This window comes from Nocardia brasiliensis, from assembly GCF_042691675.1.
GTDB classification, from domain to species: domain Bacteria; phylum Actinomycetota; class Actinomycetes; order Mycobacteriales; family Mycobacteriaceae; genus Nocardia; species Nocardia brasiliensis_D.
The window spans coordinates 4,198,154-4,219,929 of sequence record NZ_CP170507.1 but is presented as its reverse complement, the minus strand read 5'-3'; the positions used below and the strand labels follow the sequence as shown (position 1 = coordinate 4,219,929).

Below are 21,776 nucleotides of genomic sequence, written 5' to 3'. Positions count from 1 at the left end.
TCTACCGAGCCGGGTGACAAACCCGGCGTCCTCCTTCCCCCAGCCCCGTTCCCCACCGGCCAGTTCCCAGTACCGTTCGGGTGGTGCTGACGATGTCCGTCGCATTAACGGCGCTCAGCCTGCTGGGGTTCATCGCTCTCACGGCAGGCACCGCACTGTTCGTCGCCGCCGAATTCTCGCTCACCGCACTGGAACGCAGCACCGTCGAAGCGCACGCGCGCGCCGGTGACGTCCGCGCCAGAATGGTCCGGCAAGCCCATCGCACGCTGTCTTTCCAGCTGTCCGGGGCCCAGCTCGGCATCACCATCACCACCCTGATCACCGGTTACATCGCCGAACCGGTGCTCGCGCGGCTGCTCGATCCGCTGTTCACCGGCATCGGTCTCAGCGACGGCGCCGCGCGCGGCATCTCGCTGGCCCTCGCGCTCGTGCTGGCCACCTCACTGTCGATGATCTACGGCGAGTTGGTGCCGAAGAACATCGCCATCGCCAAGCCGCTGGCCACCGCGCGCACCACCGCCGCGCCGATGGTCGCCTTCTCCGTCGTGTTCAAGTGGCTGATCCACTTCCTGAACAACACCGCCAACTGGGTGGTCCGCAGGCTCGGTGTGGAACCGGCCGAGGAATTGCGATCCGCACGGTCACCGCAGGAACTCGGCTCCCTGGTGCGCACGTCCGCGCTGCGCGGCGCACTCGACCAGCGCACCGCACTGGTCATCGATCGGTCCCTGCAGTTCGGCGAGCGCAGTGCCGAGGAACTGATGACCCCGCGGGTGAAGATCGAGTCGCTGGACAAGCTGGACACCATCGCCGACCTCATCGCGGCGGCCAGCCGCACCGGTTACTCCCGCTTCCCGGTGATCGACGGCGACCTCGACAACACCCTCGGCGTCGTGCACGTCAAACAGGCGTTCACCCATCCGGCCAGCGTGCGCCGCACCATCCCGCTGCAGATGCTGGCGCACCCGGTCCCGATCGTGCCCGCCAGCCTCGACGGCGACGCGGTGCTCGAACGCATCCGGGCCGACGGCATGCAGGTCGCGTTGGTCGTCGACGAATACGGCGGCACCGCGGGCATCGTCACCATGGAGGACATCATCGAGGAGATCCTCGGCGATGTCCGCGACGAGCACGATGAGGAAGAACTCGACGTGCGCCGGGTGTCCGACGGCTGGGATTGTTCCGGTCTGCTGCGCATCGACGAGGTGTCGCGGGCCACCGGATACGACGCCCCCGAAGGCGAATACGAGACGCTCGGCGGCCTCGTGCTCACCCGTCTCGGCCGCATCCCGGTGGCCGGTGACGAGGTGGTGCTGCCGAATCCGCGCTCGCAGCAATGGTCTTCGATCGAACAGCCGAGCACCGGCGGCTGGATCGCGCGGGTGGAACGCATGGACGGACGACGGATCGACCGGGTTCGCCTGGTTCCGGTCGCCCCGGATGACCTGGCATTCCGCCAGATTCAGGCGGAACACGAGCAGGAGCACAGTCATGGGTGATCTGTTCGGCGTCCTGCTCACCGTGGTGTTGCTCGCGGGCAACGCGTTCTTCGTCGCCGCCGAGTTCGCCTTGATCTCGGCCCGCCGTGATCGCCTGGAGGCGCTGGCCGCCCAAGGAAAGCGCAACGCCAACATCGTGATTCGAGCCGGTGAGAACCTGTCGATGATGCTGGCCGCCGCACAGCTCGGCATCACCATCTGCTCGATCCTGCTCGGTCGCGTCGGCGAACCGGCGGTGGCCCACCTGCTGGAGGGGCCGTTCAATTTCCTCGGCATGCCCGAACAGTTGCTGCACCCGGTGGCGTTCGCGGTCGCGCTGGCCATCGTGGTGGTCCTGCACATCCTGTTCGGCGAGATGATCCCGAAGAACATCGCCCTGGCCGGTCCGGAACGCAGTGCACTGCTGCTGGTTCCGGTGCACCTCATGTGGTTGCGACTGGCCCGCCCGCTGATCGCGATCTACAACCTCGCCGCCAATCTCTCGCTGCGGTTGATCCGGATCGAACCGAAAGACGAACTGCAAGCAACCGTCTCGTCGGTGGAACTCGCCGAGATGATCGGCGAGTCACGCTCGGAGGGCCTGCTCGACGAGGAGGAGCACCGGCGACTCACTCAGGCACTTGGCACCAGCGAAAGAGTGGTCGCCGATGTGATGGTGTCACTGGAAACCACCAGGACAGTCCCCTTGCGCGGCAACGGAACCACCCTCGGCGACATCGAAACCGGCGTCGCCGAAACCGGCTTCTCCCGCTACCCCGTGCAAGCGAGCGACGGTTCACTGGTCGGCTACCTACACGTGAAGGACGTACTGGACAAGGTCGCCGACGAAAGCGCAGGCCCCGGAACCCCCATCCCGCGCACCGACATCCGCCCGCTACCTACCGTGAGCATGCACACCCCGTTGTACGAAGCCCTCGCCAGACTGCGCCGCACCAACAGCCACCTCGGTCGCGTCGTGGACACCCGCGGCAACACCACAGGCATTGTGGCGCTGGAGGATTTGGTGGAAGAGTTCGTCGGCACGGTCCGCGACGGGACACACCGGATCATCGAATGAGCGTGGTTCGTATGGGTTCGCACTGGTTCCTCCGGGGGCACTTTCGCGCACGGTGCTGCCGGTATGACCACTCACGGTCGTGCCAGTACGACGTGACTCCGGTAATCGCGTGCAACCGGCAGGAAGCACGGTTGCCGGAGTCTGATCGATACTCGGCCGTCGCATGGTCGCTGCAGTCCGACCCATGCCCGGCTGATGCGTGGTCGTCGCAGACCGACCCACGCTCGGCTGACATACAGTCACCAGAGTCCAACCCACGCCGGGCTGGCACGCGATTGCCGCAGTCCAACCCACCTGTGGCTGTCGCACTGTGCCCGCAGGCCGGTCCAGGCCCAGCCGTCGCACCGTTGCCGGGACCTGACCTACATCCGGCTGACGGATGGTCGCCGCAGTCCGACCTACACCCAGCTGATGCATGGTCATCGCAGACCGACCCCTGCTCGGCTGACATACAGTCGCCAGAGTCCAACCCACGCCGGGCTAGTACACGGTTGCCGCAGTCCAACCCACCTGCGGCTGTCGCACTGTGGGCGCAGACCGGTCCAGGCCCAGCCGTCGCACCGTTGACGGAACCTGACCCGCATCCGGCTGACGGATGGTCACCGCAGCACGGCCCACACCCAGCCGTCGCACGGTTGCCGCAGTCCAACCCACTCTCGGTTGTCGGATGGTGGCCGGAGTCCAACCCACTCTGGTCTGTCGCATGAGCGCACAGCGAGCAGAGGTGGCGGTGCTTGATGAAGCGCAGTGGCGGGCACGGGCTGCTGCGCATCTGGTGCGAGTGGATCGGCTGGTCGGGCCGTATGTCGAGCGGCGGGCGGCGGGGTCGTCGCATCCGGTGATCGATTTTCTGTTCACCTATTACGGGCACAAGCCGGCGCAGCTGCGGCGTTGGCATCCGGGGTTCGGGGTCGGGCTGGCTGGGGCTCGCGAATACGAGGGAGCTCGAGGGTACTATCGGCTTCCGGATGTCGGATCGGGTTCTGTTGCGCGACAAGGGCATTCGTCCAGCGTTTTCACGGCCGACCCGGCTTATTTGGCACGCCGCCGCGACACCATCGAGTTCGTCGTGACTCTCTTGCGCGCCACCGCGTCTCGACCCGCGCAGCTGTCCTGTTTCGGGCTGCACGAGTGGGCGATGGTGTACCGCACAGACGACGTGCGGCACCAGCAGGTGCCGCTGCGTCTGGGTCGGTCGGGCACCGATGAGGTCGTCGAGTCGATGTCGCTGCGCTGCACCCATTTCGACGCGTTTCGCTTCTTCACACCCGAGGCTGTCGGCCGCAACGCCGAACCGCTGACCCGCGCCGACCAGGTCGGTCGGGAACAACCCGGCTGCCTGCACGCGAACATGGATCTGTACAAATGGGGCTTCAAACTCGTCCCGCTGATCCCGTCGTCGCTGGTGCTGGACTGCTTCGAACTGGCCTGCGCCGCACGTGAACTCGACATGCGTGCCAGCCCCTACGATCTATCCGAATACGGTTACGCACCGGTGCGCATCGAAACCCCCTCCGGGCGAGCGGAATACGTGCGAGCCCAGTCCGCACTCGCCGACCGATCGGCCGAACTACGCCAGGTTCTGCTCGACACCTGCACCGAACTCCTCACGCACGACGCGTCCGCACTGGCAACCGACTGAAGCCCGCACCACCTCCGGCCGCACCTTCCGCTCACGCTGAGCCCCCTTGGCCGTGCTCGATCGCGGCCGTGGCTCGCGCAGGAGGTCATGTGGTCGCCACGGCGAAGACTGCCGACCACTGCCCAGCTGCCTGCACAGTCCACCGATCAACCGCAAACGCTTTGCCAGCCGCGGACCCTTCACGCAAGACTGACGCCCCTTGAGCAGTCCGGCCGGTCAACACCGCCGCGCCGTTCCGCTAGACACACACTCCTCGCGCCCACAGCAGACGACACAAGCAGTCCACCGGTTGACCGCACCGCGTGCGCCTCTTTGCGAACCGCGAACCCGCTCACCGCTCACCGCTCACCGATCGTGCGGACGGCCGTCCGCCGGTCCGACCGCGCGCTCCTTTCTCGAGCGGCACAACCCTGGCACGCAAGTCACCGAAGACCCGTGCCGCACGCACACCATCCCCCGTCCGCCAGCCAACCGCACACCACACTGCTTTTGCCAGTCGCACACCCTCTGTGCTGGGCATGCGGCTCGCAAAAGCGGTGTGCAGCCTGACCGATCGACCTGCCTCGACGAGCGGTCGGCGGCACCGCGTCACGGCATTTCGTCGAAATCGCCCGCATAAGTTAACGGTAGTACCTACCATTCAGTCAGTTCCTACTGCTGTCCCAGTCAGCAGTGGGACGACGACAACTCATTGATGAAGGTTGGGGATTCCGACGATGCGCTCACTGACGAGCCTGCGCCGATTCAAACCGCTGGCCCTGGTTACGGTCGGCCTCGCCGCCGCGCTGATGCTGCCGAGCAGCGCATCGGCCGACCTGCAGTCCGATATCCAGAACGCCGTGCAGGAATTCCTCGACGTCGGCCGCACCTCGGTCCCGCGGGCGGACTGCGGGCCCGGTTCGATGCCGGAGAACGGCATGCAGGGCGACGTCACCGCCGCCGACCGAGACAGCGGCCGCTCCACCCAGGGCTATCGCTGCAATATGTCGTTCGTCGGCGGCTTCGCCGGTCGCGGCGCGGGCATCACCTCCACCAGCTTCGAGCACTGCTCGTACATGGGCTCCTTCTTCCCCGGTGACCTGATCAGCGAAGGCCGCGGCGTCCAGGTGCTCGACGTATCCGACCCCGCGAACCCGCGACCGACCGCCAACCTGACCGAACCCGCGATGCTCGCGGGCACCTGGGAGAGCCTGAAGGTCAATACCGCACGCAAGCTGCTGGTCGGCACCGGTGTCCCGGTCGGCATGGGCGTGGGCTACCTATCGGTCTACGACATCTCCGACTGCGCCCATCCGCGCCTGCTCAACCCCGGTCCCGGCACGAATATGCTGATGCCACTGCCCATTACGACGCACGAGGGCGGCTTCTCCCCCGACGGCAACACGTACTGGGCCTCGGGTATCGCACCCGGCTTCGTCAGCGCCGTCGACCTTTCCGATCCGGCGAACCCGCACGTCGTCTGGCAGGGCCTGACCGGCATCGAGGCACACGGGTTCGGTATCAGTGCCGACGGCAACCGGATGTACATTTCCGCACTCGGCGGTTTCACCGTGCTCGATATCAGCGCGGTGCAACGCCGCGACCCGAACCCGCAGGTGCACCACATCGGCCGGGTCTTCTGGACCGACGGCTGGGCCACCCAGCACAGCATCCCGGTGACCTACGACGGCAAGCCCTACCTCTACACCGTCGACGAAGGTGGTTCGGGCGGTGTGAAACTCATCGACATCACCGACGACACCAACCCGAAGGTCGCCGCGAAGATCAAGCTGGAAATAAATCTGCCGCAGAACCTCGACAGCAATATCGGTTCATCCATGGGCGGTTCAGCCTTCGCCTACGAATCGCACTACTGCACAGCCGACCGCAGAGACAACCCGACAGCGCTCGCGTGCGGCTGGATCTCCTCTGGCATACGGGTTTTCGACGTACGCAACCCCCGCAATATCCACGAGATCGCCTACTACAATCCGCCGGCTCGGACAGGTCAGAACCTCAGTTTGTGGAACTCGCCCCATGCCCTCGCGTCGATCATCGGCGTGCCACTGATGAGCACACCACCCGCCATTCGTGCGGTGCTGGAAGGGCAGTTCAATCCCGCGGACGCGCTCACCCCACGCACCGGCAGGCTGGCCTTCGGTGACGTCTCCACCGACTGGTGCCTCTCACCGCCGGAATGGCGTGGGTCGCAGCTTTATGTCACCTGCTCCGACAACGGATTCATGGTGCTGCAGCTCGACAACGACGTGTACTCGCCACCGGCGGACCAAGAATCGATCGTCGGGTCGTAGCGGTGCCACGCTGGATCCGGGGTGCCGCGCTCGCCTCACTCGCCTTTGCCCTACTCGTGCTCGGTGCGGCCCTGCGCCCACTCGTTCTACCGGAAACGCACACGGCCGCACCGATTCTCAGTGCGGTGGAGATCGGTTTCGTGCAGGACATGACCGCGCACCATCAGCAGGCGCTGATCATGGTGCAGCGCTTGGACCGCAACATCGATCCCGCCGTGCTACGCCTGACTCAACAGCTCGACGACACGCAACGGCTCGAGATCGGCACGATGCTAGGGTGGCTGCGCCTAGCCAACGCGTCGCCGGTGTCCGCGCGGCCTATGGCGTGGATGCAGGCCGATGAGTCTGTGCCGCACCAGCATTCGGCTCCGGTCGCGCAGACCGATCCGAAGCAGTCCCCGGGCACGACGATGGCAGGGATGGCGACGATGGCCGAACTCGACGCCCTCGCCGCCGCCCGTGGCCGGGACGCCGAAATCCTGTTCCTACAGCTCATGTTTCGGCACCATCAGGGTGGGATCGCCATGGCGCAAGCCGCCGACCAGCTCCTCCCGTCCGGACCGGTCAAGGAAACAGCGCGCTCGATGATCCACGCGCAGGGCCAGGAAGCCGGGCTCATGGGTGTCCTGCTCGTCCAACGCGGCGCCGCACCGCTGCCCTGATCGGCTCACCCGGCTACGTGTAGTCCGAATCCGTTGGCCCCCGGCCTCTCTCGGCCAGCCACCAATCGCAGGCTTCGGTCATAGTCGCCGCCGCCTTGTGGGCGATACCGGATCGGTTCGACCGTCGCCAAACCCGACAACCGCTCACGCAGATCATCGGCGATGTCGTCGAAGCGGACCGAGTCGACCCGAATTGTCCCGTGCACCAGGAAGGGTGGCAGCACATCCATCCCCGGGTAGTACAGGATTCCATGCTGGATCGGAAACAGCAGATCCTCCACCGGCCCGTTGATCCCCCGATCGGAATACGACGCCTCCTTCCCGCCGATCGAAACCACCAGCATCGCCCGCCGCCCCGCCAGCACCCCCGCACCGTATCGCGGCACCGCCGTACCCCCCGCCCCGTAGGCAAACCCGCAGGTGAGCACCCGATCCACCCACCCCTTCATGATCGCGGGCATACCGAACCACCACAGCGGAAAATGCAGCAATACCGTGTCCGCCCAGAGCAGTTTCTCCTGCTCAGCACGAATATCCGGGCTCAGTGTCCCCGCTCGATACGCCTCCCCCGAAGCCAACATGAAATTGGCCTCCTCCACCGCCCCGAAATCATCCGTATCCGCCTGCGCCTTCCACCCCATCGCATACAGATCGCTAACCCGCACCGCATGCCCATCCGCCCGCAACCGCTCGACGGCAACATCTTTCAGCGCCCCAGTCAGTGAATCGGGCTTCGGGTGCGCGTACACAACAAGTACGTTCATTCCAGCTTCCGTCACACCCCGTCGCAACACCCCACCCCCGCCTGACATTCCACCCCACCCCCGCACCCACTCTGTCGGACGGCAAGGCAAATGAATCAGCCCTCTCCTACCTCCCCCTTTGGCGCAGCCAGCGAACCGAAGTCAACCGCTAGACAGCCACCCCGCATAGCCGTCATTTCATGATCAACGGGACATGAAGGTGGACCCTCTCGCACTTTGCCACCGTCGCGTCCCGTTGACCATGGCGTCCCCGCCTCCCGCCGCAACGTTCCGCCCGCCGCAACGTTCATGATCAACGGGACATGACAGCGGGCCTACTCGCACTTTGCCGCCACCAAGTCCCGTTGATCATGTACACCCGCCCCCGACCGCGACGTTCAAGATCAACGGGACACCACGGTGGACCTTCTCGCACTTTGCCACCGCCACGTCCCGTTGATCATGGTTGCCCCACCCCGGGCCGCGACATTCAAGATCAAACGGGACATCACGGTGGGCCTACTCGCACTTTGCCACCACCAAGTCCCGTTGATCATGGCCCACATCCTTCCCGGGAAGGTGCGCCCATCCGACGTCGCACTACGGCATCCCATCGGCCCGAGCTGCTTGGGAGGGTGCGCCTACCCAGGTCTTTCCCCGAGAAGGTTTGCCTACCAACGCTGTTACCCAGCAGTGCTGGGCACCTCGTGTGCCGTACCCGGCTTTCTTCAACAGTTAGATACGCGAGGTGCAGGTTCCAGCGTGGTCATCTGGCTGTGGTCCCGTCTCGGGAGTTCTCGAACAGGCCAGGGCACTCGGGTGACGGTTCGGCAGGCGCTCAGCGCCGCTGCTGGGCTCTCTTCGTGGATCGCACCAGGTTTCGCAGGTGCTGACAAAGCCTGCCCACGGTCCACAGCAGTTACAGCCCCTGTGAACCGTATGGATGCCTGTCAGATCAAAACAGGGCAGTCAGATGTCGCCGGAGGCATGATCAACGGGACACCACGGTGGGCCCTCTTGCACTTTGCCACCACCACGTCCCGTTGATCATGCTTGCCCCACCCCCGACCGCGACGTTCAAGATCAACGGGACACCACGGTGCCCCTTCTCGCACTTTGCCACCACCACGTCCCGTCGATCTTGGTTGCCCCACCCCCGACCGCGACGTTCAAGATCAACGGGACACCACGGTGCCCCTTCTCGCACTTTGCCACCACCACGTCCCGTTGATCATGGCTGCCCCACCGTCGACGGCGACGTTCAAGATCAACGGGACACCACGGTGGACCCTCTCGCACTTTGCCACCACCACGTCCCGTCGATCATGACCACCTCACCCCCGACCGCGAGGTTCATGCTTACCGCACATGACGGTGCGCCTTCTCGGGGGCTTTGCCGCCACCATGTGCCGATGATCATGGTCGCTGCACCACTCGATCACCGGATCGAACCGAACACTATCTCCACATCCGCACCCTCCGCTGGACGCCGTAGAGGGGTGCGCATCCCGAGAACCAGTGCAACCGCACCGATAGCACGCCCACTTCATGATCGACGGGACATCACGGTGGGCGCACTCGCACTTTGCCACCACCACGTCCCGTTGATCATGAACCTGCCACCTCCCACGGCATCCTTCATGATCAACGGGACACCGCGGTGCGCCTTCTCGGAGTTCGCCGCCACCATGACCCGTTGATCATGAACCCCCACCCTCCAACCATCCGCACCACCGGAAAAACCCGCTCGAAAACAGCACCACAGCCAGTCGACCACGCCGGAACCTGACCCGATGCTCCCAAGGCGCGGAAGAGAAAGCCGGGAACCCCACCTCACGCGCCCCGCACTAATCCGGGCATTCCAAGGAACAGCACACCCTGACGGGACAGCACACCCCGAGATGGCTCTAAGCACACAACCCTCGGACAGCACACCCCCGGATGTCTCTAAGCCCGCAACCCCCTCGACAGACACCCGGAGATGGCTCTAGGCACGCAATCCCGAGCAAGTACACCGCAGGATATCCCGCAACCTGCACGAATGTCCTCTTCGGAATGCAGTCCCGACGCAGCGTGTTGCCGACAGCGAAGGTCGAAACGATGGTCGACCCTGGCAGAGAGGCACGGCATTGTCCGAGAAGACGTTTGCGGAGCAGCATGTTGTCGTCACCGGAGGCGGGACCGGGATCGGCCGGGCTGCGGCACTGGCGTTCGCCGAACAGGGGGCGGCCAGCGTGACGATCACCGAGCGCCGCGGCGAGCTTCTCGATGAGGTCGCGGCTCTGCATCCGGCGGTGGTGCCGGTGGTCGCCGATGTCACGACCGAAGCCGGTGCCGATGCGATCGCAGCAGCTGTCCAGGCGCGCGGTGGTGGGATCGATGTGCTGGTACATAACGCGGGCATCTTCAGCACCACACCCCTCGACGATCTCGATCCCGCAGCCGTCCGTCAACTGTTCGAGGTCAACGTATTCGGCCCAATTCTGTTGACTGCCAAGTTGTTACCGCTGCTCCGCAGCCCCGGCAGCAACATCGTCGTCGTCTCCAGCATCTCCGCCCGTCTGGCCGCACCGGCCCAATCGGTGTACTCGGCGACCAAAGCGGCAGTAGACAGCCTCATCCGCAGCTGGGCAGTAGAGCTCGGCCCCAAGGGCATTCGCGTGAACGGCGTCGCCCCCGGAAACGTAACCACCCCAATTCTCGCCACCGGAGGCGTTCCCCCGGAGGAAGCCGCCGACTGGCGCTCCGCCTACGCCGACAAGGCCCCCACCGGCCGAGTAGGCGAAGTCGCCGACGTCGTCCCCTGGATCACCCGCCTCGCCGAACCCACCAGCTCCTGGGTAACCGGCGAAATCATCACCGTCGACGGCGGCAGACTGATCGCCTAGCCAATCGACCAGGACCGCCCACATCCGCTCCGAAACAGTCCGGGTCGACCGACGCCCACCGCAGTCGACACCGACAGTCCAGCCGTTCAGCCCACCGCTGCGTTCGATCGATGGCCGCAGGTGACGGACCGGACGGTTCGACCGAACCGCGACGTCGGTATGGTCGGTTGGGAGCGGCTTCGGGCTGGGAGGAATTGAGCGCCATATGATTCGGACGGACACTTTTACTGTGCCCGAGCACGTGCACGGTTACCCGGGAGTGGCTTTCGGCGGGTATGTGGCGGGTCTCCTTGCCGCGCAATCGGCCGCCGCGGAGTTGCGGGTCGACTTTCGGCGCAAGGTCGCGGTCGACACCCCGATAGCGGTGCGCCCCACCGAATCCGGCGGTTGCGCACTGACCGATACCGACGGCACCGTCTTGGTGGAAGCTTCCCCCTCGGTCGTAACCATCGCCCCGCCGCCCGCCCCATCCTGGCGCGATGCCCTCGCCATCACCGAGGCCCAAGCCGCCATACGCCGCGAAACAGACTGCTACGGTTGCGGATCCGCCTGTCCACCCGGGCGCGGCCTGCGCCTGTTCACGTGGGCCGTCCCCGAACGAGACCGCGTCATCGCAGCCTGGACCCCGGACCCCGCCCTGGCCGCCCCCAACGGCCAACTGCCGCCCGAAGTAGTCTGGTCCGCCCTCGACTGCCCCGGCGGCTGGGCCGCCATCGCCCTCCGCAAAATGCGCCACGGCTCCGTCACCGCCGCCCTGACCGCCACCCAACTAGCCCCCATCTGGCCCGACCGCCCGTACATTTCCTACGCTTGGCCCATCAGCCAGGAGGGACGCAAACACACCGTCGGCGTCGCATTAGCCACTCCCGACGGCAAGCCATGCGCCCTCGCAGAAGCTCTGTGGATCGAGCCCCGCCCGAACCCGGCCTGACCACCACAATCGAATCACCCTAGGTCACCCGCGCAACCATGCGAGGAATCGCCCTCGACACGTCCCCAACGACGCCGGGCCCGCGTTCACAACTATTGCCGGAGCTTCGGACATGCGCGCTCCGGCACCGCCGACGACGGGCACGGATGATCTGGCAATTCCTCACGGAGCGATGGTTGTGCTGGTGACGAACATGATTCGCCTCGAATGGGCGCCACATGTTCCTACCGTCTAGCCAGCCGTCGGACACATGGCCAGCGCTTCGCACCCTGCGACCGCTGACAGCCCGACTCCAATACCCAACCGGGGAGAATCACAGTGCCGCTCAAGACTCTTCGCTGAACCGATACCAATTCCCATGAAACGGTTCATACCCGATCCCCGCAGCGGGCGTCCCGATATACGGTGGCGCAGCGTCCGGAAAGTACGCAAACCCCTTCGAATTCGACTCTTCCCCTTGGGTATAGAACAAACACCCCCCGTCCCGGCGGGTGATGAACGTGATGGTGTACACGCCGAGCCGGGTGCGGTGGCCGGGGTTCACGCAGTCGACCGCTTGATCTTGAAGGATGTCCCGGGACAGTTTCCATCCGGTCGATTCCGGAACGTCATACCAGACCAGCGCACCGAACACGACAATGACGAGCGGCGCAACGATGCTGTAGAAGAAGGCGCGGTAGCGGACCACTCCGAGTAGACCGAACAGCAGAGCGACCACACCAAGCACCCCGATGGCTAGCCACAGGATCACCTTGATAGGCAGCGCCCCTTCGGCCGCCAACTGCCAGAACAGGACTAGGCAACACAGCACGAGCAGGGCTGTCAAGAGCCCCATCCAGAGTACGAACCAACCTGGGGTACGGCGCGCGGATCCGGCGGTTTTCACGTGATCAACATACGGGTGCCCGCGGGTGCGGACAGCCAAATCCCCTAACCCGGCGGCGATCAGGAGCCGCAGCCCGACGACCAGAGTTGCCGGAATACACGAACGCCCCGGCCGAAGACCAGGGCGTTCGCAGACTAACCGTTCATCGCGACATCACAGCGGCGGAAACCCGGACGAGCCGGTGGCCATCCAATTCCAGAACATCGCCGCACGATTGGCGAGCAACGCGACAACGTCGAGGACAACGCTTCCCATAAATCTTCCTCACATCCGACTATCTCCAGTGCAGCGCCCAGGGTAGCGGATCAGCGTCCCACCGACCCGAGCGCCGACGACAATCCCCCGGTCAACTGCCCACCTGGGACTCTCAGGGAAGGACAGTTCCGTCCGGAGGTGGGTTATCCGGTATCACAGGCGTGCGCGTGCGTCCGCACACCGCAACCGCAACCGCGACCTGCACGCAGCACTAGAGGCCGTCTGCCCAGTCACCACCAGGATCGAGGCCCCCTGGAACGCGACGTGTTCGAGGGCGTCGTGCGCGCCGAGCTCCCGGTCGCTGAGGGCCGACATCAACCGAAACGGCACGGCACCTACCTCCGCGGAATGCGCGTAGGCAGCATTGCCGGATGTTATTGGAGCAGAACCTAATTCGGGAGAGAAGCGAGAGAGCACAGCCCTGGTTATCATCGACCCCACGCTCGCCCGGTTCGTCGACGACCTGACGGTCTGCCTCGACGACCAGGCGAACTGTCCCGGATTTGTTCGGTTCACTGCGATCCGGGGACGCGCGGGGCGGTGTCGGTCGGTCAGTCGGCCCGTTGCAGATCTGCCCACCAGCTCTCACCTGGTGCTACGGGCCACCACTGGTGTCGCACACGTTCTCGGACACGATCCATTCTCCGCCCTTTGCCGCACAGTCTTTCTCCGCCTTCGCGGTGGCGGCACGATTCTTCTCGGCCACACCCGCTTCGTTCTTTACACAATCCTGGAACTCGGCGTAGCTGGCTTTCTTAGCGCATTTGACCAACGTTTCGTCGCCTGCGGATGCAGGACCAGCAAGCACCGTCCCCGCCATACTCGCGGCGGCCACGATCGCGACCACAAGAGGGATCTTTCGCACACACACTCCAATCGGTTGAGAGAACCCCCGAGAACGCCGCGCGGGAGGGATTCTGATGAAACCGCTCGGCTCAACGCCAGTCATTCGGTGCGAAGGCACTAACGGATGGGAGGAGGGACGGAGTTCAGATGCCACCGCAACACCCACTCATGCCGATTGCGTCGCGGATTGGATCCTGCTGGCGGGCGAGGAGTCCGGAGATTGTGGTCGCCACGGTCCGGCGTAGCACTTCGGTGAAGTCGAGTCCCATCGCGGCGAGTTCGGGGTCGGCGGCGTAGGCGGCCCGCATCGCTTCCGATGGCTGGCTCCATGGCCACGCTCCCATGGCCACCAGCAGGATGGTTTCCACCAGCAGGTCCGCGTCGCCGGTGGCGAGTTCGGGTAGATGGCACTGGACCAGCCGGGTCAGGGCTTGCACGGACCGGCGCATAGCGTGTTTGTACTGGATCGCGACCTCGGTGGAGATGTTGTGCTCGAGCACCGCGGCTTGGGCGGCGAGCAGCTCACACAACACTGGTCGCTGCGCCATCGACACGGCCACGATCTCGGCCAGCCGGTCCCCGCGTTGGCGCGGTGTGCCCGCGTCCGGTTCGGCCGAGTGCTCCAGGTCGGCGACCCAGTCCTGCATCCGGGCCTGCAATAGCTCGAGCAGGACTGCCTCGCGTGACTCGAAATAACGCAGCACGTTGGATTTGGCCAGCCCGATCCGGCGGCTGAGCTCGTTGAGGCTGAGCTGGGCGACCGGCATCTCGGTCAGCATCGCGGCCGCGGTCACCAAGACCTGCCGACGCCGTTCGAGCCGCTGCTCTTCGCTGCGTGCACGCTGAAACTCCACCCCCACATCTTAACTACCGGCGGTCTCTTAACAAGAGACCACCGGTCTGCTACAGTCAACGTCATTAAAGACCGGCAGTCTTTTAGGAGGTAGTGATGTACCAAGTACCTGATCAACGCGGAAAGCTCGCCGTCGTGACGGGCGCGAACAGCGGCACCGGCAAAGAGGCCGCGAAACGCCTGGCTGCAGCCGGAGCACACGTAGTGCTCGCTGTGCGCAACCCGGACAAAGGCGAGCAAGCGCGAGCGGAGATCCGCACCGCACACCCCGGCGCTCAGGTCGAGGTCCGCCGGCTCGACCTGGCCGACCTGGCTTCGGTCCGCGAGTTCGCCGACGACCTGATCGCCGAGGGCACGCCGCTGGACCTGCTGCTCAACAACGCCGGAGTGGCGAACGTGCCCAGCCGGTTCGAAACAGCAGACGGATTCGAGCTTCAATTGGGCAGCAACTTCCTGGGCCCGTTCGCGCTCACGGTGAAGCTGCTACCGCTGCTGCTCTCGGCCCCCGCGCCACGAGTGGCCACCATGAGCAGCCTCGGCGCCGCCACCGGCCGGATCGACTTAGACGACCTGCAGTCCACCCGCCACTACAGCCCCACCAAGGCATACGCCCAATCCAAACTGGCCGACCTGATGATGACCTTGCATCTGGCAGACATCGCAGCCCAACACCATTGGCCGCTGCTCTCGGTCGGCGCGCACCCCGGCACCACCCGCACCAACCTGATGGCCTCGGGGCCGACCCTGGGCGGCGCCCGTCCGGGCCTGAGCGCGCTGGCCGCCAAACTCGTGCCCTCCCAGGGCCCGGAGCAAGGCGCGGAACCGTTGCTGTATGCGGCAACCAGCCCCGACGCCACCCCCGGCGGCTACTACGGCCCCCGCTGGATCATGATCGGCCCCCCGAAACCGGCCCGACCTCCGCGTCGAGCACAGGACAAGACCGTCGCGGCACGCCTGTGGACCCAAGCCGAACACCTCACCGGCACCACCCTCGCCGCCCAACTCTGACCGACCCCCCGAGCCCTCGCGATCCCGCCCCTTCGGCGATACCGCACCACACGGTCCGCGCGGCCGCTGATCGGTTGGCCACCAGCGTCTCCGGAACACCCACATCTGCCGAGGCCGTCAGCGCTTGCCTACCTGTGGGATTGCGACGACAAGCAATACCAAGTGTGTGATCCATCGGTGATGGTGTCTGCGAACACCCACTCATGCCGCATGACGCGCGTTCTCAACGCGAACATCCAGTGAGGCAGGCACGTGTCGCGTCAACCGGGTGGCAGGCTTCCGCGGCTGATTGGATTGTCGGCCCGGGCGGGAAACACGTTCTCTCAGCGGACCGCTGCCCAGCGCCAAAAGCAGTAGTCCTCGTCCTGGGTCGCCTCGATGATCGCCGCGGCCGGGCTCACGCGGAGCCGGATAGTGCCGCGCCCCGATTTCCTCAGCGCGCGCCATCGCCGCCCGGCGACCAGCTCGTAGTCGATGCCGTCGAAACCGAACCGTGTCGATCCGGGCGCCGCAGCGGCCTCGAGCAGGTCGCGGGCGTGCTCGTAGCGGTTCTCGACGTACTCGACCAGGGCCTGGAGCAGCGGCTGGCGCACCCGGATGCGGTCATCGATGCGTTCTTTGATCCGGCGCCGCCGCTTGCCGAATCCGCGCAAGTCGCCGAGAATTCTGGCCGTCGCGCCGGCCATAGCCGGGTGTGCCGCGGGCGTCGGTGACGGGTACGAGGGTCAGCGCCGCCGACAGTCCTCGCAGAACCTCGCGTGCCTGGTCGGGGGTGCCGCGGTAGATGGTGTCGACCGGAGCGAGCCGCGTTCGCTGGTGCGACGCCGACAAACAGCCGGACGGGTTCGAAAAGAACTGGCTCACAAACATATCCGACGATGCGCCTCCCTTCGAAAGAAGCGGACGCTGGGCTGCGGCAACCGACTGGCCGGCAGTGTGGGCCGGTCGTCAATGGGGCGAGGGAATGTTCGCTACTCCGCGTTTGTGATGGCGGTCGGGCTGGTCGGTGTCGGCCGGTGGCTGCCAGCGAGCAGGGCGGCGGCAATACACATCATCAAGATGGTGACGGAGAAGCCGCGCCAGACACCCCATCCGTCGGCGAGCGCGCCGAGGCCGAGTGGCGCCAGCCCGATGGCCAGGCCGACCAGCAGTTGGCTGCGTGCTGCGGCGCGATCGGTCTGACCGCCCGAAGCCGCGACCGCGAGTGCCAGCGACAGCGGAAACAGGTTGGCCACGCCGAGACCGGCCACGGCCAGAGCTGCCAGCGCCACCCAGGGGGTGCCAACAAGCCAAATTCCTAGCACGCCAACGGCGGTGAGTGCCAGTGAGCAGGTCAGCATGGGCACTGTGCGGCCTGGCCGACGAGTGAGTCCGCTACCGACAACCCGGCCGACCAGCTCTCCGACGTAGAACAGCGCCATCGCGGTGGCAGCCTCGACCGTGCTTATCCCAGTGGTGGTCGGCAATAGTTGCGCCCCGTAGAAGACCACGCAAAACTCCAGCCCTACAACGACGCTGACCAGGACACAGCGGACCATGCATAGCCGCGGTAGTTTCCCCGTGACGCCGGTGCCGGAACCGACCTTGGCTTGCCCGGACAACTGTTGACTGCCGAGCAGTAGCCGCAGCACCGCCAGCGCAAGCACCGGGACCAGCATCGCCGCTCGCCAGCCCAGCGGCCCGTGTGCGAGCCAGCCCAGCACCAGCGGTGCGAGCACGGCAGCCGCGCTGGCGATGGTGTTCGCCTCGACGAGAGCCTGGTCCCGGTGGATCCCATGGTGATCGGCCAAGATCGCGAAGGTAGCGGTTTGGACCAGCGAACCCGCCGTGCCCAGTACAGCTGCGGCGAGCACGGTCACCGCGACCATGTGCCCGGCGACGAACATCGACGCGCCCGCAACCATGCCCAACGCAGACAGCCAGAACAGCCGTCGGCGCCCCATCATGGCGGCAAGCCGGTGGTAGACCAGGCCGGTGACTACCGTGCCTGTGGCCCACGCCAGTGTGTGCAGGCTCAAGATGGCGTAAGAGAATTCGAGCTCGGTCCGTAGGAGTGCGAGCAGTGGGCCGAGTGCGTAGAGGCAGTAGGCAAATGTGCCTAGTGCGGCATAGCACAGCACAGTGCTCTGGTCCCGGTGCAATGCCGTCATGTCGCGATCATGTCGAGTACCAGCGAGCTCCAGCCGAACATTCGTGCACCGTGTCCGGTTGCCTTCAACGGGCCGTAGCACTCGCGCATTCCGGATTTCGCGGTCATCTGTGCCGTCCGCAGCGCCAGCTCGGCAGCGATATCGTGCATGCCATGCGCGTGCAGGCCGCGGTGCAAGTACCAGTTCAGATTGACCCAGCTGGAGCCTCGGAAGATCGCCCCGGTGGTGAAGTCGGCGTCGAAGGACGGTTCGTTGGCCGCGACACTGGGTACCGGGTAGGGGAGCCAGAATTCGTCCTCGTCCAGTAGGTGTGCCGTCAGCCGGGTGGCCACCGGTGTGGGCAGGTCTGGCAGCACCAGTGGGAACAGGCTGGTGGCCGTTAGCGCCTTCGCTGGTTCGCCGGTCAGGGCGTCGATGTCCCAGAATATGCCCCGTCGCTCATCCCAGCATCGGTCCAGCAGCGACCGCAGTACCTGATCGGCTCGTCGTGCGAAGCGCTGCCCGTGATGGCCGCTGAGTTCGGCCAGGCAACGTAGTCCATCGGCGTAGATGGTGTTGACCAGGACGTCGATCCATACGAAGCGGCGGTGTCCGAGGAGGTTCTGCTCTGGAGTCCGCACCGTAGGGTAACCGCCGATCAGCTCGCGCATGGCCTGATGCCAATCCGCGCCGACGTGCGGCGATGTCGGCGACAACCCCAGCGCGGCATCGTATTTGGGGCTGCTGTCGAGACCGGACTCGTCGGGCTGAAAGATCATCAGCAGCCCGTCGGGGCCGGCTCGTCGTTCGGCCAGCCAGTCGAACTGCTTGGTGACCGCGGGCAAGACCGAGGCCAGCCATTGCTTGTGTTCAGTTGTCGCCGTGGCAACTTCGTGTATCCGGTGTACCGCACGCGCCAGCACCGGTGGTGCCATCGTCGGTGTTCTCCACGTGCCCCACAGCGCGATTCGGAAATCATCAACTGCTCGCCGACGCAAATCGTCCTGCCATAGCAGCATGTGTGGCACGAAACCGCCGAGATCCGCGCCGCGCAATAGTGAGATGATCTCTGCACGGGCACGCTGAGGATCCAGATGGGTGAGCGCGATCGCGTGGAAGCAACTGTCCCAGTACCACTGGAACGGGTAGCTGTCCGGAGACGGACAGGTGTAGTCGTAGTCCAGAGCCAACTCGGACGACTGCCCTTTCCTCCGGTTGTCTTGCAGCACCGATATGGCGGCCGCCCGGGCCAGCGCCGCGACATCCGCAGTGGGTGTGCTCATGTCAGCTCCATGAAGCATTGTCGGCTGATGCCGGTATGACTTCCGTCAGCCTCAGTTCACCGGCCATCAGTTGGGGGTCGAACAGCACCGAGGTCTTCAAGCCGCCGTCGGTGCCATAGTGTGCGAACGCGCTTGCCACATCGGTGGCGTCGGTGGACAGAACGGTCCTGGTGATCAGCGAATCGACTTCGACCAAGCCATCGTTGACCAGCGCCAGCGCGGTCCGTGCCACGTGCGCGGACCGACTCATGGAAAACAACCGCACATCGAATGGCGTGGCCTGCAACCGCAATCCCTTGGCGAGCACCAACCAGGTGTTGATCATCTGAGGAACCGCGGTCGCACCATAGAGGACGTATGTTCCGCCGGGACGGAGCAGACCCATGGCCAATTGCCGCACGTCTTCGGTCGGCCCGACCGCCGCCACGTGCGGCAGCGCATCCAGCACGTAGTCCGCGAACTGGTCATGGTGCCGACGGACGAATTCGGCGACTTCACCGGTTTGGCAGGACATGTTGAAACCGAATTCGGCGCCCATCCGATTGGCCATTCTGATTCGCCGTGGATCCTTGTCCAGCACCACGATCCGACTCGCACCCAACAGTCGATGCAGCACCTGAACGGCTAGCAGTGCGCTGGGTCCACAGCCGAGTACCACACAGACATCACCGGGCCTGGGCGGGTTGACCAGCAGGCACCGCAGTACCGAAGTCAGTGGCTCGACCAGGGTCGCGATCCTGGATGGCAGGGAGTCGGGTACGACCACTGCCGCCGCTTGGTCGGCGTCGTAAAAGTTGCGTTCGGTGTACCACGAGGTTTCGCCGTTCTGGTTGGGCAGCAGCGGCCGGATTGTGCGGTAGTCGGCAAGGCCACCGAAGTCGGACTGCCCCCAGTAGACGAGTCTGTCGCCGAGATCGACGCCGCGTACTCGATTGCCGACCTGTACTGCGCGACCGACATACTCGTGGCCGGGCACGATCGGCCATCCGGGTGGTGTCAGGTGCGCGCGGTAGTAGGAAACATCGGTCGAGCAGATTGTGACCGCCTCGGTGCGCAGCAGGACTTCATCGTCGCCGCAGGTCGGCATGGGCAGCTCACAGGGTTCGATTACACCTGGTGCCACCATGGTGTAGGCGTGCATGTTTTCTCCAGGAAGTCGGATGGCCGGGTCGACCGGCGCACAGGGGGTTACGCGGCGGCGGTGCGGATGCTGTCGAGCACCCGGGCTACGGCCAGCGACTGGTCCGGGCTGACGAGGTAGGCGTCCTCGCCGCGAACCGCCGCCGAAACCTGTTCGACCATCACCGCATACGGGTTGATCGCCGGAAACTCGATACGCCCGCTGGGTGTCAACAGACAGCATGGTGCGGCACCCGCGGTGAAGGCAGGTTGCTCCAGCCCGACGGTCGCGTTCTCGCCGCGCACCACGAACTGTTCGGTCAACTCGCCGGTCAGGCCGGCGCGGATCGTCGCGGTGCCACCAGGGAAGGTCAGCTCGGCGGTGGTGAGCGCATCGGCCCCCGTAGGAGTCAACCGGCTGCATGCCGTGACCGAGGTTGGCTGCTGCCAGTCGAAAGCCAGCAGAACGGCGGCAATGGCATAACAGCCGACGTCGTAGAGAGCGCCTCCGCCCAAGGCGGGATCGTCCCGGTAACCACCGACAGGTGGCAGTATCCCGAGGAAAGAGGCGCAAGCCGAGCGAACTTCACCTAGTTCGTTGTTTTCGAGGACTCGTTCCAGGACCCGGTTGCGCGGGTGCCACCGATTCCAGCAGGCCTCGACCAGAAGCCGATCCGCCGCACGAGCCGCTGTGATCATTTGCTCGACTTCGTCGGCGTGTAGACCGAGCGGCTTCTCGCACACCACATGCTTGCCCGCGTCCAGCGCCCGCAACGTCCACGTGAGGTGGCTGCTGTTGTGCAGCGCTACGTACACGACCTCGACATCGGGATCTTCGACGAGGGCGTCATAGTTCGTGCGGATGTGGTGCGGGCGTAGTAGTTCGGCGCGATCACGATCGCGAGCGGCGACCGCGTGCAGGCAAGCATTGGGTGCGCTGTGTACGGCCGGTGCCAGTGACGTACGGGCGATACCGCCGGCACCGAGAAATCCCCAGTTGACCGTACATTCTATTGCGTTGAACACTGATCCCCCCTGCCTCCGAAAGGTGTCCTCAGCATGACTGATGATCAATTTCGGTGGTGATTCGTCAGAGCCTCGAGTCTCAGTGGATCGAGGCTGTCTCGAGCCCCGCAGTCCAGCCTGACAGCTGGTAATGCGCAACGCCACCGGCAGAAATGGGGGCACGTGTGCGTCCACGACGTGCACGAAATTACTCGATCAGAGGCCGTTAGGAAATCAGCCGAATGTCGTGTTTCGGTGAAACCGGTGTGGTAGCAAGTCATTCAGGTCAACTGGGGTCGTAGTGATCCGTGGGTGGACGCTTCGCCCGGCTTCAGGGTGCATCGTTGCCGACTTCGCATCCGTCAATGACATGAAGGACTTCCGGTCTTCGCCCAGTGCAGCAACACCCACCGCGGTCGCGTCCAACATCGCGCGCCGCCGGTGCGACGTCTGTGGCGCCTGGACCGGCCCAGGAATCGCTGAGCAGCCGCAGCAACCGGTCGATGCTATTCCATCCTCGGCAATCCCTGCTGTGGCGGTCCGTACGGCCTTGTGCGGATAAATGGCGGACCGCTTCCGGACCAGACCGTCGGCTTCCTCACCGTGTGCGCCAATGACCCGGAGGCGCCGGGGTTCTCGTGTCGCCGACGCCGCTCGTTGCGGATCCACGCCGCCCTCG

17 protein-coding genes are annotated in these 21,776 nt (G+C 65.2%); 8 read left to right on the top strand and 9 right to left on the bottom strand.

Features of this window, described 5'->3' with window-relative positions:
• The first annotated feature begins 92 nt into the window (after positions 1–92).
• The 5 genes from ACFK0J_RS19410 (at position 93) to ACFK0J_RS19390 (ending at position 7,151) form a co-directional block, all read left to right on the top strand.
• Positions 93–1,499: a hemolysin family protein gene (locus tag ACFK0J_RS19410; RefSeq protein WP_378742281.1), complete on the top strand. Its 1,407-nt coding sequence runs from the start codon at positions 93–95 to the stop codon at positions 1,497–1,499.
• Positions 1,492–2,556, top strand: a complete 1,065-nt coding sequence (locus ACFK0J_RS19405; protein WP_218477899.1) for a hemolysin family protein — start codon at positions 1,492–1,494, stop codon at positions 2,554–2,556. Before ACFK0J_RS19410 ends, ACFK0J_RS19405 begins: the two co-directional genes overlap by 8 nt.
• A 703-nt stretch (positions 2,557–3,259) precedes the next feature.
• Positions 3,260–4,198, top strand: a complete 939-nt coding sequence (locus tag ACFK0J_RS19400; RefSeq protein ID WP_378742278.1) for a 3-methyladenine DNA glycosylase — start codon at positions 3,260–3,262, stop codon at positions 4,196–4,198.
• 716 nt (positions 4,199–4,914) lie between these two features.
• The gene (locus ACFK0J_RS19395; RefSeq protein ID WP_378742276.1) at positions 4,915–6,489 is read left to right on the top strand and encodes an LVIVD repeat-containing protein; all 1,575 of its coding nucleotides are present in this window, start codon (positions 4,915–4,917) and stop codon (positions 6,487–6,489) included.
• 2 nt (positions 6,490–6,491) lie between these two features.
• Positions 6,492–7,151, top strand: coding sequence for a DUF305 domain-containing protein (locus ACFK0J_RS19390; RefSeq protein ID WP_378742273.1), 660 nt, complete (start codon positions 6,492–6,494; stop codon positions 7,149–7,151).
• Positions 7,152–7,156: 5 nt separating this feature from the next.
• On the opposite strand, the gene ACFK0J_RS19385 is transcribed toward ACFK0J_RS19390, so the two are convergent.
• The gene (locus ACFK0J_RS19385) at positions 7,157–7,915 is read right to left on the bottom strand and encodes an NAD(P)H-dependent oxidoreductase (protein ID WP_378742271.1); all 759 of its coding nucleotides are present in this window, start codon (positions 7,913–7,915) and stop codon (positions 7,157–7,159) included.
• Positions 7,916–10,023: 2,108 nt separating this feature from the next.
• Here ACFK0J_RS19385 and ACFK0J_RS19380 point away from each other — a divergent pair.
• Both ACFK0J_RS19380 and ACFK0J_RS19375 read left to right on the top strand, forming a co-directional pair.
• A complete protein-coding gene (locus tag ACFK0J_RS19380) occupies positions 10,024–10,782 on the top strand; it encodes an SDR family NAD(P)-dependent oxidoreductase (RefSeq protein WP_378742268.1) in 759 nt (252 codons plus the stop codon).
• Positions 10,783–10,987: 205 nt separating this feature from the next.
• The gene (locus ACFK0J_RS19375; protein WP_378742265.1) at positions 10,988–11,713 is read left to right on the top strand and encodes a hypothetical protein; all 726 of its coding nucleotides are present in this window, start codon (positions 10,988–10,990) and stop codon (positions 11,711–11,713) included.
• Positions 11,714–12,038: 325 nt separating this feature from the next.
• Here ACFK0J_RS19375 and ACFK0J_RS19370 read toward each other — a convergent pair whose 3' ends face one another.
• The 3 genes from ACFK0J_RS19370 to ACFK0J_RS19360 all read right to left on the bottom strand — a co-directional run bounded on the left by ACFK0J_RS19370 (position 12,039) and on the right by ACFK0J_RS19360 (position 14,554).
• Entirely contained in the window at positions 12,039–12,599 is a 561-nt protein-coding gene (locus tag ACFK0J_RS19370) for a hypothetical protein (protein ID WP_378742263.1), read from the bottom strand.
• An 850-nt stretch (positions 12,600–13,449) separates the two neighbouring features.
• Positions 13,450–13,701: a hypothetical protein gene (locus tag ACFK0J_RS19365; RefSeq protein WP_378742261.1), complete on the bottom strand. Its 252-nt coding sequence runs from the start codon at positions 13,699–13,701 to the stop codon at positions 13,450–13,452.
• Positions 13,702–13,843: 142 nt separating this feature from the next.
• Positions 13,844–14,554 carry a TetR family transcriptional regulator gene (locus ACFK0J_RS19360; protein WP_378742258.1) on the bottom strand — a complete coding sequence of 237 codons (711 nt, stop codon included), beginning with the start codon at positions 14,552–14,554 and terminating at the stop codon, positions 13,844–13,846.
• A 95-nt stretch (positions 14,555–14,649) separates the two neighbouring features.
• On the opposite strand from ACFK0J_RS19360, the gene ACFK0J_RS19355 reads away from it, so the two are divergent.
• Positions 14,650–15,561, top strand: a complete 912-nt coding sequence (locus tag ACFK0J_RS19355; RefSeq protein WP_378742256.1) for an SDR family oxidoreductase — start codon at positions 14,650–14,652, stop codon at positions 15,559–15,561.
• 323 nt (positions 15,562–15,884) lie between these two features.
• Here ACFK0J_RS19355 and ACFK0J_RS19350 read toward each other — a convergent pair whose 3' ends face one another.
• The 5 genes from ACFK0J_RS19350 to ACFK0J_RS19330 form a co-directional block, all read right to left on the bottom strand.
• Entirely contained in the window at positions 15,885–16,247 is a 363-nt protein-coding gene (locus ACFK0J_RS19350; protein ID WP_378742254.1) for a hypothetical protein, read from the bottom strand.
• Positions 16,248–16,532: 285 nt separating this feature from the next.
• Positions 16,533–17,711 (bottom strand): MFS transporter, encoded by a 1,179-nt coding sequence (locus tag ACFK0J_RS19345; RefSeq protein ID WP_378742252.1) that lies wholly within the window; start codon positions 17,709–17,711, stop codon positions 16,533–16,535.
• A complete protein-coding gene (locus ACFK0J_RS19340; RefSeq protein WP_378742250.1) occupies positions 17,708–18,973 on the bottom strand; it encodes an amylo-alpha-1,6-glucosidase in 1,266 nt (421 codons plus the stop codon). The genes ACFK0J_RS19345 and ACFK0J_RS19340 overlap by 4 nt, the downstream gene beginning before the upstream one ends.
• 1 nt (position 18,974) lies before the next feature.
• Positions 18,975–20,114: a zinc-binding dehydrogenase gene (locus tag ACFK0J_RS19335; protein WP_378742247.1), complete on the bottom strand. Its 1,140-nt coding sequence runs from the start codon at positions 20,112–20,114 to the stop codon at positions 18,975–18,977.
• A 47-nt stretch (positions 20,115–20,161) separates the two neighbouring features.
• Positions 20,162–21,118 (bottom strand): Gfo/Idh/MocA family protein, encoded by a 957-nt coding sequence (locus tag ACFK0J_RS19330; RefSeq protein WP_378742245.1) that lies wholly within the window; start codon positions 21,116–21,118, stop codon positions 20,162–20,164.
• Positions 21,119–21,776: the final 658 nt, after the last annotated feature.